Annotated in this window: 12 protein-coding genes; 10 read left to right on the top strand and 2 right to left on the bottom strand. The window is 71.6% G+C overall.

Annotation, left to right across the window (positions count from 1 at the left end; genetic code table 11):
* Position 1: 1 nt before the first annotated feature.
* The 8 genes from B4N89_RS12165 to B4N89_RS12130 all read left to right on the top strand — a co-directional run bounded on the left by B4N89_RS12165 (position 2) and on the right by B4N89_RS12130 (position 9,662).
* On the top strand, positions 2–1,162 hold the full coding sequence (locus tag B4N89_RS12165; RefSeq protein ID WP_235618582.1) for a resuscitation-promoting factor: 1,161 nt from the start codon (positions 2–4) through the stop codon (positions 1,160–1,162).
* A complete protein-coding gene (rsmA, locus tag B4N89_RS12160) occupies positions 1,159–2,070 on the top strand; it encodes a 16S rRNA (adenine(1518)-N(6)/adenine(1519)-N(6))-dimethyltransferase RsmA (protein WP_078975878.1) in 912 nt (303 codons plus the stop codon). Before B4N89_RS12165 ends, rsmA begins: the two co-directional genes overlap by 4 nt.
* 102 nt (positions 2,071–2,172) lie before the next feature.
* Positions 2,173–3,114, top strand: a complete 942-nt coding sequence (locus B4N89_RS12155; protein WP_078975877.1) for a 4-(cytidine 5'-diphospho)-2-C-methyl-D-erythritol kinase — start codon at positions 2,173–2,175, stop codon at positions 3,112–3,114.
* Between the two features lie 52 nt (positions 3,115–3,166).
* Positions 3,167–4,951 carry an ABC-F family ATP-binding cassette domain-containing protein gene (locus tag B4N89_RS12150; RefSeq protein WP_101897066.1) on the top strand — a complete coding sequence of 595 codons (1,785 nt, stop codon included), beginning with the start codon at positions 3,167–3,169 and terminating at the stop codon, positions 4,949–4,951.
* Positions 4,952–5,204: 253 nt separating this feature from the next.
* Positions 5,205–5,630: a hypothetical protein gene (locus tag B4N89_RS12145; protein WP_143657937.1), complete on the top strand. Its 426-nt coding sequence runs from the start codon at positions 5,205–5,207 to the stop codon at positions 5,628–5,630.
* A 47-nt stretch (positions 5,631–5,677) separates the two neighbouring features.
* On the top strand, positions 5,678–7,129 hold the full coding sequence (locus tag B4N89_RS12140; RefSeq protein WP_078975874.1) for a WXG100 family type VII secretion target: 1,452 nt from the start codon (positions 5,678–5,680) through the stop codon (positions 7,127–7,129).
* Positions 7,130–7,727: 598 nt separating this feature from the next.
* Positions 7,728–9,131 (top strand): polysaccharide biosynthesis protein, encoded by a 1,404-nt coding sequence (locus B4N89_RS12135; protein WP_235618581.1) that lies wholly within the window; start codon positions 7,728–7,730, stop codon positions 9,129–9,131.
* A 102-nt stretch (positions 9,132–9,233) separates the two neighbouring features.
* Positions 9,234–9,662, top strand: coding sequence for a pyridoxamine 5'-phosphate oxidase family protein (locus B4N89_RS12130; RefSeq protein ID WP_078975872.1), 429 nt, complete (start codon positions 9,234–9,236; stop codon positions 9,660–9,662).
* On the opposite strand, the gene B4N89_RS12125 is transcribed toward B4N89_RS12130, so the two are convergent.
* A complete protein-coding gene (locus tag B4N89_RS12125; protein WP_161500702.1) occupies positions 9,610–9,870 on the bottom strand; it encodes a hypothetical protein in 261 nt (86 codons plus the stop codon). The genes B4N89_RS12130 and B4N89_RS12125 overlap by 53 nt on opposite strands.
* A 382-nt stretch (positions 9,871–10,252) precedes the next feature.
* On the opposite strand from B4N89_RS12125, the gene B4N89_RS12120 reads away from it, so the two are divergent.
* Together B4N89_RS12120 and B4N89_RS12115 are read left to right on the top strand one after the other, a co-directional pair.
* Positions 10,253–11,230 (top strand): ATP-grasp domain-containing protein, encoded by a 978-nt coding sequence (locus B4N89_RS12120; RefSeq protein WP_143657936.1) that lies wholly within the window; start codon positions 10,253–10,255, stop codon positions 11,228–11,230.
* Positions 11,231–11,294: 64 nt separating this feature from the next.
* The gene (locus B4N89_RS12115; protein WP_143657935.1) at positions 11,295–12,626 is read left to right on the top strand and encodes a hypothetical protein; all 1,332 of its coding nucleotides are present in this window, start codon (positions 11,295–11,297) and stop codon (positions 12,624–12,626) included.
* Positions 12,627–12,644: 18 nt separating this feature from the next.
* Here the strand turns inward: B4N89_RS12115 and B4N89_RS12110 are convergent, their stop codons facing one another.
* Positions 12,645–13,358 carry a DUF4232 domain-containing protein gene (locus B4N89_RS12110; protein WP_078975868.1) on the bottom strand — a complete coding sequence of 238 codons (714 nt, stop codon included), beginning with the start codon at positions 13,356–13,358 and terminating at the stop codon, positions 12,645–12,647.
* Between the last annotated feature and the right edge of the window lie 107 nt (positions 13,359–13,465).

Here is a 13,465-nt window from a genome sequence, read left to right as displayed (position 1 = left end):
CTTGAGTCGTTCCGCCGGCTCCGCCCGCAGGCGTACCTCCGCCCGGGCGGGGAGGGGCGGCAGCCGCCCCGGCCCGTCCCTGCGCTCGCTCGTCCCGCAGGCCCTGGTGGTCGCCGTCCTGGTCGGCGGCACCACCGCCTTCGTCGCCTACGACAAGACGGTCAAGCTCGTCGTGGACGGTGAGGAGCGCACCGTGCACACATTCGCCTCCGACGTCTCCGGGCTGCTCGACCGCCAGGACGTCAAGGTCGGCGAGCACGACATCGTCGCGCCCGGCCGCAAGGCGGGCATCGAGGACGGCGACCGGATCGCGGTGCGCTACGGCCGCCTGCTGACCCTGACCGTCGACGGCCGGCCGCAGCAGGTCTGGGTGACCGCGAAGTCGGTGTCCGAGGCGCTGGAGCAGGTCGGGGTGCGGGCCGACGGCGCCTACCTGTCCGTCTCGCGCGATCTGCCGATCGGCCGGCAGGGGCTCGACCTGGACGTGCGCACCGAACGCGCGATCACCTTCCTGGTGGACGGAAAAACCATCCCGCTGCGGACCAACGCGGCCACCGTGCAGGCCGCCCTGGACCAGGCGGGCATCGCGATAGGGCCGCAGGACCGGATGGACGTGCCGACCGACGCGTACCCGCAGCAGGGGCAGACCATCTCGATCCTGCGGGTCACCGGCACCACCGTGACCAAGGACGAGAAGATCCCGTTCAAGACCACCAAGCAGGACGACCCGACCCAGTTCAAGGGCACCGAGGAGGTCGCCACCAAGGGTGTGACCGGGCTGCGGCAGATCACCTTCTCCTACGAGACGATCAACGGCGTCAAGCAGGAGCCGCGCAAGATCTCGGAGAAGGTGATCAAGGAGCCGGTCACCCAGATCGTCAAGGTCGGCACCAAGGAGAAGCCGGACTCGGTGGCGGGGGCCGACCAGCTCAACTGGGGCGCGCTCGCGCAGTGCGAGTCGGGCGGCCGGGCGAACGTGGTGGACGCGTCGGGGACCTATCACGGCCTCTACCAGTTCGACGCGCAGACGTGGCAGTCGATGGGCGGCAGCGGGGTGGCCAGTCAGGCGCCGGCGTCCGAGCAGACATACCGGGCAAAGCTCATGTATGTCCAGCGCGGGGCGAGTCCGTGGCCGCTGTGCGGCAGTAGGCTCTTCTCGTGAGTGATCTTCCCGCGGGACCGGGACTCCTCGGTGCCGCGGACATCCGTGCGCTCGCCGAGGCCCTGGGTGTGCGTCCGACCAAGCAGCTCGGCCAGAACTTCGTGATCGACGCCAACACGGTGCGCCGCATCGTGCGCACCGCCGGGGTGCGGCCCGACGACGTGGTCGTCGAGATCGGCCCCGGCCTCGGCTCGTTGACCCTGGCCCTGCTGGAGAGCGCCGCGCGGGTGGTCGCGATCGAGATCGACCCGGTCCTGGCCCGGCACCTGCCGACCACGATCGCGGCCCGGATGCCGGAGCGGGCGGCCGATTTCGCGCTCGTGCACGCCGACGCCATGACGGTCGACGAACTGCCCGGCCCGGCGCCCACCGCGCTGGTGGCGAACCTGCCCTACAACGTCTCGGTGCCGGTGCTGCTGCACATGCTCCAGACCTTCCCCTCGCTCGATCGACTCCTGGTGATGGTGCAGTCCGAGGTGGCCGACCGGCTCGCGGCGACGCCCGGCGGCAAGGTGTACGGGGTGCCGTCGGTCAAGGCCGCCTGGTACGCGGACGTCAAGCGCGCGGGCGCGATCGGGCGCAACGTGTTCTGGCCCGCGCCCAACGTCGACTCCGGCCTGGTGTCGTTCGTCCGCCGCGAGCCGCCGCCGACCACCGCGACCCGCGCGGAGGTGTTCGCGGTGGTGGACGCGGCCTTCGCGCAGCGGCGCAAGACGCTTCGGGCCGCGCTGGCGGGCTGGGCCGGCTCGGCGGCCGGGGCCGAGGAGGCGCTGCGCGCGGCCGGGATCGACCCTCGTACGCGCGGCGAGGCGCTGGGGGTGGCGGAGTTCGCCCGGATCGCCGAGCACCGGCCCGACAGCGGGCTCGACAGCCGCCCCGAAGTCGCCCCGAACGAGCCCCGCGACTGAGTGCCGGGTGCCGCCGTCGATACCATCGGCGACGGTGCCGGGGAGTTCGCACGGCCCGCGTCCGAAGAGGCCCGACAGGGCCACGAAGGAGTTCCACTAGCCGTGTCTTCCGTCACCGTCAGCGTTCCCGCGAAGGTCAATCTGCAGCTCGCGGTCGGCGGCGTGCGGCCCGACGGCTTCCACGAGCTGGTCAGCGTCTTCCACGCCGTGTCGCTGTACGACGAGGTCACCGTCACGCCCGCGGATCGGCTCGCGGTGACCTGTGAGGGCGAGGGCGTCGGCGACGTCCCGCTGGACCACAACAACCTGGCCGCGCGCGCGGCGATCCTGCTCGCCGACCGGCTCGGCCGCGAGCCGAACGTGGGCATCCACATCCGCAAGGGCATCCCGGTCGCGGGTGGCATGGCCGGCGGCAGCGCGGACGCCGCGGCCACGCTGCTCGCGTGCGACACGCTGTGGCGCGGCGACACCCCGCGCCCGATGCTGCGCCGGCTCGGCGCGGAGTTGGGCAGCGACGTACCGTTCTCCGACCTGGGCGGGACCGCGATCGGTACCGGACGGGGCGAGCGGCTGGCGTCGGTGCCGACCACGGCGCGCTTCCACTGGGTCTTCGCGCTCGCCGACGGCGGGTTGTCCACGCCCGCCGTCTACGGCGAGTGCGACCGCCTGCGCGCGTCGGCCGGCGAGCCGGTCGGGCCGCCGGAGCCGCGTGCCGAGCTGATCGCCGCGCTGCGGGCGGGCGACGCGCACGCGCTGGGCGCCAACCTGGTCAACGACCTGCAACCGGCCGCGTTGTCGCTGCGGCCCGCGCTGGCCGCGACGCTCGCGGCGGGGATGGCCGCGGGCGCCGTCGGCTCGCTGGTCTCCGGCTCCGGACCCACCTGCGCGTTCCTGGCGCCGGACCGGGAGACGGCCCACCTGGTGGCCGAGCGGCTGACCGGATCGGGCACCTGCCGGGCCGCGCGGGTCGCGTTCGGCGCGGTGCCCGGGGCCCGGGTACTGCCGCGCCGGGTCGTTCCGGTGGAGCGCGAGAACACGGTGTAGTGGAGACCGTTAGGCTTGGTCGAATGCGAGCGTTGCGGTATGGCGGTTCGGTCTGATGGCGAACCTGGTCAATCTTGAGTCAGTCGGCAAGGCGTACGTCATGCGCACCCTGCTCGACGAAGTGTCCCTCGGCGTGGCCGAGGGCGACCGGATCGGGGTCGTGGGTCGCAACGGTGACGGCAAGACCACGCTGATCCGGGTGATGGCCCAGCGGGAACCGGTCGATTCGGGCCGGGTCACCCACGTGGGCGGGCTCAGCCTGGGCATCCTCAGCCAGCAGGACGACCTCGACCCGACGGCCACCGTACGGCGCGAGATCGTCGGCGACCGGCCCGAGCACGAGTGGGCGGGCGACGCGCGCATCCGCGACGTGCTGACCGGGCTGTTCGGCGGGTTGTCCATGCCCGGCTTCGAGAGCGGCATCGACTCGGTGATCGGCCCGCTGTCCGGCGGCGAGCGGCGCCGGATCGCGCTGGCCAAGCTGCTGATCGAAGAGCACGACCTGATCATCCTCGACGAGCCGACCAACCACCTCGACGTCGAGGGCATCGCCTGGCTGGCCGGACACCTCAAGACCCGGCGCTCCGCGCTCGTCGTGGTCACCCACGACCGCTGGTTCCTGGACGAGGTCTGCACCCGCACATGGGACGTGCAGGGCGGCAAGGTGCACGACTACGAGGGCGGCTACTCGGCGTACGTCCTGGCCCGGGCCGAGCGCGCGCGGATCGCGAGCACCGAGGAGACCAAGCGGCAGAACCTGGTCCGCAAGGAGCTGGCCTGGCTGCGCCGCGGCGCCCCCGCGCGCACCTCCAAGCCCAAGTTCCGGATCGAGGCGGCGAACGAGCTGATCGCCGACGAGCCGCCGCCGCGCGACACCCTGGCGCTGCGCGGCTTCGCCAACGCGCGCCTGGGCAAGACCGTGTTCGAACTGCTCGACGTACGGATCGAGACGGGCCCCAAGATCCTCCTGGAGCACCTGACCTGGAACCTGGGACCGGGCGACCGGATCGGCCTGGTCGGGGTCAACGGCGCCGGCAAGACCTCGCTGCTTCGCGCGCTCAAGGACGCGGCCTACGAGGACCGCCAACCCGCCGCGGGCAAGATCGTGGTCGGGCGCACCGTCAAGCTCGCCTACCTCTCCCAGGAGGTCGTCGAACTGCCGGGCACGCTGCGCGTGTTGGAGGCGGTCTCGCAGGTGCGCGAGCGGGTCGAGATCGGCAAGGGCAAGGAGCTGACCGCCGGTCAGCTGTGCGAGCAGTTCGGCTTCACCGGCGAGAAGCAGTGGACGCCCGTCTCCGACCTGTCCGGCGGTGAGCGGCGCCGGTTGCAGCTGCTGCGGCTGCTGATGGACGAGCCCAACGTGCTGTTCATGGACGAACCGACCAACGACCTCGACATCGAGACGCTGACCCAGCTCGAGGACCTGCTCGACGGCTGGCCGGGTTCGCTGGTGATCGTCAGCCACGACCGCTACTTCGTCGAGCGCACCACCGACACCGTGCTCGCGCTGCTCGGCGACCGCACGTTGCGGATGTTGCCGGGCGGCATCGAGGAATACCTCCAGCGCCGGCACGCCGTCGTCGAGGCGGGCGCCACGGCCGCCGCGCCGGTCCGCCGCAGCGGCGGGGACACCCGGGCGGCGAAGAAGGAACTCCAGCGGGTCGAGCGGCAGTTGTCCAAGCTGGCCGACCGGGAGAAGAAGGTGCACGACGGCCTGGCCGAGCATGCCACCGACTTCGACAAGGTCTCCGCGCTCGACGCCGAACTGCGCGCGATCCGGGACGAGCGGGACGAGTTGGAGATGCGCTGGCTGGAACTGGCCGAAGAGGCCGAATAGTTCGCATCGGGAGACCCGGCGACGGGATATGTCGGGTATTCCGCCCGTTCGTGGTTCACCGAATCGATACCCGGTCACCGTCCGAAGCGAGGGTTACCCCGTACCCATCGGTCATATCGGCTGGGTAGTCTGAGGACACTGATACGGGTGTGCCGCGATGCGCCGCCTCGGATGGGGCACGCGCGGTGCGTTGGTAACTAGCTGCGTGGTGACGGGGTGAGGTATCGGCTCCACGCACGGGGGAGTGTGGCAGATGGTCCTCATAGCGGACACCGGTGACGGCGGACCCGTCGGGGTCTCGTCGTCGGACATGCAGGCGCTGTCCGTCGGACTGGAATCGATGGTGCAGTTCCAAAAGGACGTGCAGCGCGCGCTGGACGACCTGGACGCATCCACCGCGGCACCGCACAAGCTGGTGGACAACCGCGTCGAGCTGGACGCCTCGGGCAACTTCGGCGAGGCGATCCGGCTGTGGTCGGCCTACGTCGACGTGCGCTCCGAGCTGATCGACCTGTCGACGCAGCTCAAGCGCCAGATCGAGGCGATGCAGATGACCGTCCAGTACGTGCAGGGCACGTACGAGGGCAACGAGGCGGAGTTCACCGCCAAGTACAAGGCTCTGCAACAGGACTACGCGAACAACGCGCCGGCTCCCGCGCCGCCGGCGAAGTCCCCCTGAGCGGGGCCGATTCGACGTGACGGGAACTACGGGGACGGGGTGACGAGATGGTTGCGGATGCGGGCGGTGGCGGTGGGTGGGGAGACGGTCCCACCAAGTTCGACGAGTTTTCGCACGAAGCGCTGAAGAAGATGATCGACGGCGCGCGACCCGCCGAACTGACGGCGTCGGGAAAGGCGTTGCTCGATGCCAAGGAGACGTTGGAGACGCTGACGACGGCGTTGGAGACGCGGATCAGCCGACTGGAGTGGAAGGGCAAGTCGGCCGACAGCTTCCGCGACTGGGCCGGCAAGGTCATGGTCGCGACGCGCAAGTTCGCCGAGCACTCGGGCACGGTCGGCACCGCGATGGACCACGCGGGCAGCGAGTTGAGCTTCGCGCTGCTGACCATGCCGGAGGTGCCGGCGAACGCCAAGGTCATCGTGGACAGCAACGGTGACAAGAAGCTGATGTGCCAACCCGGCGACAGCCCCGACAAGAAGGCTCTGGTCGCCTCGGCGCAGACCGAGTTGGAGAAGGCGCGCCAGGAGGCCATCCGGCGGATGGAGAGCCTGGGCAGCACCTACACGGTGACCACCGAGACGCTGACCAAGGCACCGGCGGTGGAATTCCCGCCGCTGCCCGCGTTGCCGCACGTGACGCACAAGGGGGGCGGCGGCACGACCGGCGACCCTCGGCGGGTCGGCAACAACTCGACGGTGCGGGCCACGACGGGTCGTGACGGCGGGACGCTGATCCCCGGGCACGGGCCCAACGGGGACGGCGGCGTGGTGCACTCCGGCGTCGACGCCTCGGGTCCGGGCGGCTCGGGGTCCGGGGGTCCCGGTGGCTACGTGCCGCCGGCCGGTACCGACCTCCAGGGCACCGGTCCGTTCCAGAGCGGGCCCACGCCGGTGTTGGACGGGCCGCCCGGCCCCACGGGTCCCGGTCTGCCCGGTCCCGGTGGCAGCGGTCCCTTCCAGAATCCGCCCGGTGGTCTGCCCGGCGGCTTCCCGCCGGCGTTGGGCGGCGGCAAGGGCGGCATCCCGCCGGGCGGCAAGTCCGGGGGTGGCAAGGCCCAGTTGACCTCGAACCCGCTTCCCGGCAACGGGCGCAACCCCAACGTCCGGTCGTCGACCGAGCCGGTCACCGGCGGACGGCCCTTCGGGCGCGGTCCGGGCGGCGGCGGTGGCGGCGAGCACCCGTCCGGCGGCAAGCCCGGGGGCGCGGGTGGGCGCCGGTTCACCGGGCAGAGCGGTGGCGTGATGGGCGGCACCCCGCGTACCGCGAGCGCGGCGGGCCAGTTCTCCTCCGGCGGCACCGGTCTGGCCGGCCGGGCCGGCGCGGGGGTGGGCGGTCAGGCCGGCGCCGGTCGCGGCGGGATGCGCGGCGGCGGCGGGATGGGCGCGGGCGGCGGGGAGCGCGATCAGCGCAACCGGCGGCAGCGCGCCGACTACCTGCGCGAGGAGGAGGAGACGTGGGTGGGCGACCGCACCGCGGCTCCGCCGGTGGTCGATTGATCGTCGGGTAGGACTCGGGATCGGCCCCATCCGCGTGTGACGCGGGCGGGGCCGATTTTCGTGCTCGGCGAACGGGGCGGGTGGGGCTCGGTCTTCGCGCTCGGGGAACGGAGCGGGTGGGGCTCGGCCCTCGTGCTCGGGGAACAGATGGGGACGTGGCGGAGGCGGGTGGAGTTCCCTCGCGCAAACGGCAAACACCAAACTCTCGGGCGTTTGGGCAAAACCGCGACGGCGGCCCGAGGCGGGCCTTACGCTGAATCCCGAGTGCCGGTGGTTGCCTGCGCGGCTGTTGGTCCACCCGATGCGCCTGGGCCGCAAGTGACGCCGTGATCGGTGGGGCCGTCGGGGTTGTGGGGGCAATAGGGGCAGTTGCGTACGACCGCCGGGGTGGGCGTGGTGCGACGAGGCGGGACGCCTGGCTGCACCGGCGTGTCGGTGCCGCGTGTGGTCGGTGCACGATCCGAGGCCGATCACGCTGCCCCTGACCGAGGGGGGCTTGATGGGTCGGAGTTCGGCAGCGACGGACGTATCTGGAGCGGGTCTGCGAACCCTGGTCGTGGGGGCCGGGTCGGCGGGCAGCGCGTTGGCGAGGGATCTGTTGCGGACACCCGATTTCGGGTTGCGTCCGATCGGATTTCTCGACGACGATCCCGACAAGGACGGGGTCCGGGTCGCCGACGCGGACAATCCACAACATCTGCTTCCGGTCCTGGGCGGTCTCGACGCCCTGACCGACGTGGCATTGGAGCACGGCATCGAGGTGGTCGTCCTGGCCATCCCGGGCCTTCCGCACGAGGAGTTCCGCAAAATCGCCGCCGGCGCGGCGGCACTCGGCGCCGCCGTGCGGTATCTGCCGTCCTTCCTGGTCGCGTTGCGGCGCGACGTGGTCGGCAGCGACATGCGCATGCTCGACGTGAACCGGCTGATCGGTCGGCAGGAACTGCACGTGGTCTCGGCGTCGGTGCGCGAGGTGATCGCGGGGCGCCGGGTGCTGATCACCGGTGCCGGCGGCTCGATCGGCAGCGAGCTGTGCCGGCAGGTGTACGGCTTCGGACCGAGCCGGATGTACATGCTCGACCACGACGAGTCCAACCTTCACCGGCTGCAACTCGACGTGTGGGGCGAGGCGTTGCTCGACGACGAGTCGTTGGTGATCGCCGACATCCGGGATCGGCCGCGCATCGAGCAGCTGTTCCACGAGCTCAAGCCGGAGGTGGTCTTCCACGCCGCCGCGCACAAGCACCTGCCGCTGCTCGAACGGCATCCGTGCGAGGCGGTGAAGTCCAATGTGCTGGGTACGGAGAACCTGGTCCGGGCGGCGCTGGACATCGGGGTCGAGCGCTTCGTGCTGATCTCCACCGACAAGGCGGCGGATCCGGTCTCGGTGCTCGGCGCCACCAAGCGGCTGGCCGAACTGATCGTGCAGGCGAATACGCAGGCGCCCGGGGTGTTCGCGGGCGTGCGGTTCGGCAATGTGCTGGGCAGCCGCGGCTCGCTGCTGTCCGTACTGGCCGAGCAGTTGCGCGCCGGCGGTCCGGTCACCGTCACGCACCCCGACGTCACCCGGTTCTTCATGACCATCGAGGAGGCGGTCGGGCTGGTCCTGGAGGCGGGTCGGATGGCCCAGGGCGGAGAGATCTTCGTCCTCGACATGGGCGAGCCGGTACGGATCGTGGACCTGGTGCACAAGTTCGCCGAACAGGTGAACCTGCCCGACGTGCCGATCCGGTTCACCGGCCTGCGGCCCGGCGAGAAGCTCAACGAGGCGCTGTTCGCCGCCGGCGAGGAACGACTGCCGACCGAGCACCGGCGGATCCAGGCGACCGTGCCGCCGGGCCAGGCCCTGGACGCGGTGGTCCGGCTGCCGGAGTTGTACGAGGCGGCGGCGGTCAACGACACGAAGGCGGTGCGGGCGCTGCTGTCCGAACTGCTGCCCGGGTACACGACACCGGCGCCGAGCGCGGTCGAGGTGGTGTCCGCGCCATATCCCGACGACTTCTAGACGGATTCCGAACACCGTGGGGACGGTGATCCCGTGACCGGTGGGGTGGGAGGCGCAGTACGGTGGCGGTGAGGCCCCTGTGCTGCGAAAGGCGGATCCTCCGTGATCGACCCCGAACTGAAGACCGCTCTGGACGCGATGCTCGGCGACCCGGAGCACTGGGTGCACGTGGGCACGGTGACCCCGACGGGGGAGCCGCACGTGACCCCGGTGATGCTGGCGTACGACGACGAGTACCTCTACCTCAGCCTCACCGGTCGCACCAAGAAGGCGAACCTGGAACACGATCCGCGGGTGTGTCTGTCGATGGCGCGCGATGGCGACATCGCGCACGTCATCGTGTGGGGCGAGGTCGCCATGCGCGAGGACGAATGGGCGCAGGAGCGCTGGGAATTCGCGATGCGTCACATCCTGGGCGAGGCGGGACTGGCGCAACAGCAGCGCCCGCTGTCCCGCGAGGGCACCAGCCTGGGCGTGGTCACCCCCAAGCGCTGGCGGGTGTTCGGTCTGGGTCCGGGGCCGGGATCATGACGACGTCGTGGCGACGGTGTCGGGCCGCCTCCTCGTCCACGGCGTGTTGGATCCCCGCCTGGGTGAACAACACCGAGGCCACGTAGCACGGCAGGGCGATCAACGCGGCGACCGGCACCACGTCCTCGGCCCGCAGCAGGCTCACGGCGATTCCGAGCAGCGCGAGGCTCAGCGGCAACCAGCGTCGCCATGCGGCGAGTTCGTACATCCGGACGACCGTGCGCGCGCGGACGAGAACGCCCCCACCGGCCACGGAGACGAAGACAATCGCGAACAACTCCACGCAGAACCAAGCCCTTTCCGGCTTGTGACTGAAAACGTTTGATCCCAGCAAACCAGAAGTGGCCGGAAACCGCCGCCTGTTACGGCGGGAGAGGCCCTGCGGGTCGGCGGGCGGATGCGCTGAGCGGTCCTCGTGTGGGCCCTGTGCGCGCAGTGTGTGAGTGCTGCGCGAGTGCTGTGCGGCGCCCTGCGCGGGCCCCACGTGGCCTGCGGGTCGGCGCGGTGCGGCCGGGGTGCGGCGGCGCGGTTCGTTGTTGTCCGGTTTGCCGGGTTCGGTGAGTGGATACAGTCGAACCGGGAGGCCCGTGGTGACAGACGGTACCGACGCGGTGGCGGCGGATGTGTGGATCCTCGATCGGCCCGACGGGACCGACCGCACCGATACGCCCTGGGAGACGGCGGCGCTGAGCGCCGAACTGACGGAACGGGGGCTGCGGGTCGAGGCGGTCGACTGGGCCGGCCTGACCCCGAGTTGTGTCCCGGCGGGCGTACTGCGCGAGGACGGGCGCTTGCAGGTGCCCCGGCTCGCGGTGGTGTGCTCACGGGTGCTCACCCGCCACCCTTTGGGGCATCTGGCCGACGAACTCGCCTGGCTCGGGCTCCTGGCCGATGCCGGCACGCGCCTGGTCAACCCCGTGGGCAGCCTCGGCGCCTACGACAACAAGGTGCGCCAGATCGCGGCCCTGGCCTCGGCGGGACTGCCGGTACCGGCCACGCGGGTGGCGCGTACCCCCCAGGACGTGGACGCCTGTCTCGGCGCATGGCGGGATGTCGTGGTCAAGCCGCCGTACGGGCACGCGTCGGTCGACGTCCTGCGCCTGCGGGCCGCGGGGTCCGACAGTCCGCACGCCGGGGGACTCGGTACCCGCCCGGGGATCCTGGTGTGGCACCTGTTGGAACGCCACCGGGCGCTGTGCGTGCAGCGCTTCGTTCCCAACCCCGGGCGCGATCTACGGGTGGTGGTCATCGGGTCGCGGGTCGCGGCGTGCTACTTCCACGTGAACACCGCGCCCGACGGCAACACCCATCACCCGCTCTACCCGCACGGCTGGGCCGCGGCCGAACTCCCGCCCCGGGTCGAGAAACTCGTGCTGCGCGCGACCGCGACGCTCGGGCTCGACATCGCGTCGGTGGATCTGCTGGAAGGCCCCGACGGTCCCGTGATCATCGAGGTGAATCCCAGCATCTCGCGATGGCGATCGCTCGAAGGAACCGAGCACGACCGCTCGCCGCGCGGGATCACGCACGCCTACGCGGATCTGTTGTGCGGTCTGCTGTGCACGTGATCGGCGGCGTGGGCCGGCCGCCGGTCCGGGCCGGTCGGCCACGAAGGTCAGGAGGACCGGCATCGTGCCCGCGACAACGCGTCATTCCCTGCGCCGTTCGCCGGCGGGGCCCGGATCCCATGTCTGGCCGGGTCTCGACGAATCGTTCGCACGATACGCGGCTCGGCTGGCACATACGCCGCAGGGCCGGGAACTGACCCGTTCCCTGGTCCTGCGGGACGGGGTTGCCCAACGGCCGCACCCTTTGGGACCGCCGCTGTGCCTGCGGCCGGGACTGCGCCCGGAACTGGACGCCTTCCTCGCCGCGTACCACCGGCTGATCGAGACGATCCTGCGCGCGTACGACCACGATCCGCGACTGCGCCGTGTGCTCACCGTGCCGGAACCGCTGCGCGAGGAGGTCGACGCGGCGCGCGATCACCGCGTACATCTGATGCGGCTGGACCTGCTGCCCCACCCCGACGGAGGGCTGCGGGTACTGGAGACCAACGCGAACTGTCCCGCCGGGCTCACCGCGGCGGGCCGGGGCCGGGCCGCGTGGCGGGTGTTGCTGACCCGACACGGGCTCGCGCTGCCCCCGCCGTTGCCCGCCGACGTGCCCACCTGGACCGGCAGTTGGCCGGCCGATCTGGCGCTGCGGCACACCGGGGTCCGACCACGCTCGGTCGCCCTGCTGTGTCCGCGTGGGGCCAATCGCAACGAGATCAACGACTACGAGGCCGGTCTGACCGCGATCGGGATCCGGGTGGTGCACGCCGATCCGCGCGATCTGCGTATCGACCCCGGCGGCGCCGCCGTCGTCGACGGCGAGCCGATCGCGCACGCCTACGCCAAGATCTCGACCCGGGACCTGCTGCGGATGGGCGCCGACGCGCTGCCGTACCTGCGGGCGGTGCGGAAGGGGAGTCTCTTCGTACAGAACGGCCTGCGCGGCCGATTCCTCGGGGACAACAAGCTCTGCCTGGCCGTGTTGTCGGACCCGCGGTTCGCCGGCCTGTTCGACGCGGCCGATCACCGCCGCGTCCGGCCGGCCATCCCCTGGTCGCGCAATCTCGCGCTGTGCGACGGCGCCGTCCTGCGCGCCGTGGCCCGCGACCGGGAACGCTACGTCCTCAAGCACCCGCTCGACACGCGAGGCCGCGGGGTCGTCATCGGCCGGGAATCCCCGGACGCCGCCTGGGCCCGCGCCGTGGAGCACGCCTTCGAATCCGGCTGGCTGGTCCAGGAGTACGTGCCCGCCCCGCGCGCACCCGCCACCCCGAACGGGTCGGGCCGACGTCACGATCTCGCCCTCGGCGCCGTCGAAGGCCGCCTGGTCTCCGCCTTCGCCCGCACCGGCCACGACGCACGCCTCAACGTGGCGCGCTCGGGCCGGCTGCATCCGGTCTACCTGTGACGGTGGGCCGGGTGGGTGTCAGCCGCCTTGGCCGGCGCTGCCCATGGGGCCGACGGTGACGGGGGTGCCGGTGCCGTCGGTGACGGGGAGGGTGGTGGCGCCGGGCCAGGGGATGTCGGCGGACTTGGTCTCTCCGGGCGGGGTGACGAGCAGGCCGGTGATGCGGATGCCGGAGCCGCCGGAGTCGTTGGCCGGGTAGTGGATGCCGAAGGAGATGGACGTGTCGCGCTTGAGGATGATGGGGACGACGGGTTCGTCGGTGCGTTCGGCGGAGATGGTTCCGGCGGTGGTCTTGAGGTCGACGCCGGCGAAGCCGGTCATGGTGCAGTCGCCGGCGAGGTTGTTGAGGGTGACGGCGACGGTGCGGTCGTCGTCGCCGTCGATGGTGGCGTCGTCGGCGAGGAAACTGAGGTCGTCGGTGCGGCACTTGGCGGGGCCGCTGCCGGAGTTGCCGGCGCCGCCGGAGGTGGTGCCGGTGGCCTTGTTCGGGGTGACGGTCTTCCCCGAGGCGGAGTCCTTGACGGTGGAGCCGGAGCCGGTGGAGGTGTTGCCGCCGGTGTTCGATGCGCCGGGTGCGGGCGGTTGGGTGACGGTCTGGCCGGCCGGTGCGGCGGCGGGCGGGTTGCCCTGCGCGGCGTTGCCCGAGTCGGTGCCCTGGCATGCCGTCATCGTCATCGCGCCGCCGACGACGGCGGCGGAGAGGAGGAGGGCCCTGCTGCGGTTCCCGAACATTGAACGTCCCCTTGGTGTCCGTTGATCGAAGCCCGGAGCCGGCGAGGCCCCGCGGTGCTTGCTCGATCACTATGGCGAGCTCGAACACCGGGGCGATACGGGAGTCG

This window comes from Embleya scabrispora (genome assembly GCF_002024165.1).
Lineage (GTDB): Bacteria > Actinomycetota > Actinomycetes > Streptomycetales > Streptomycetaceae > Embleya > Embleya scabrispora_A.
The sequence above is the reverse complement of the archived record's forward strand: the minus strand, read 5'-3'. Positions and strand labels throughout refer to the sequence as shown.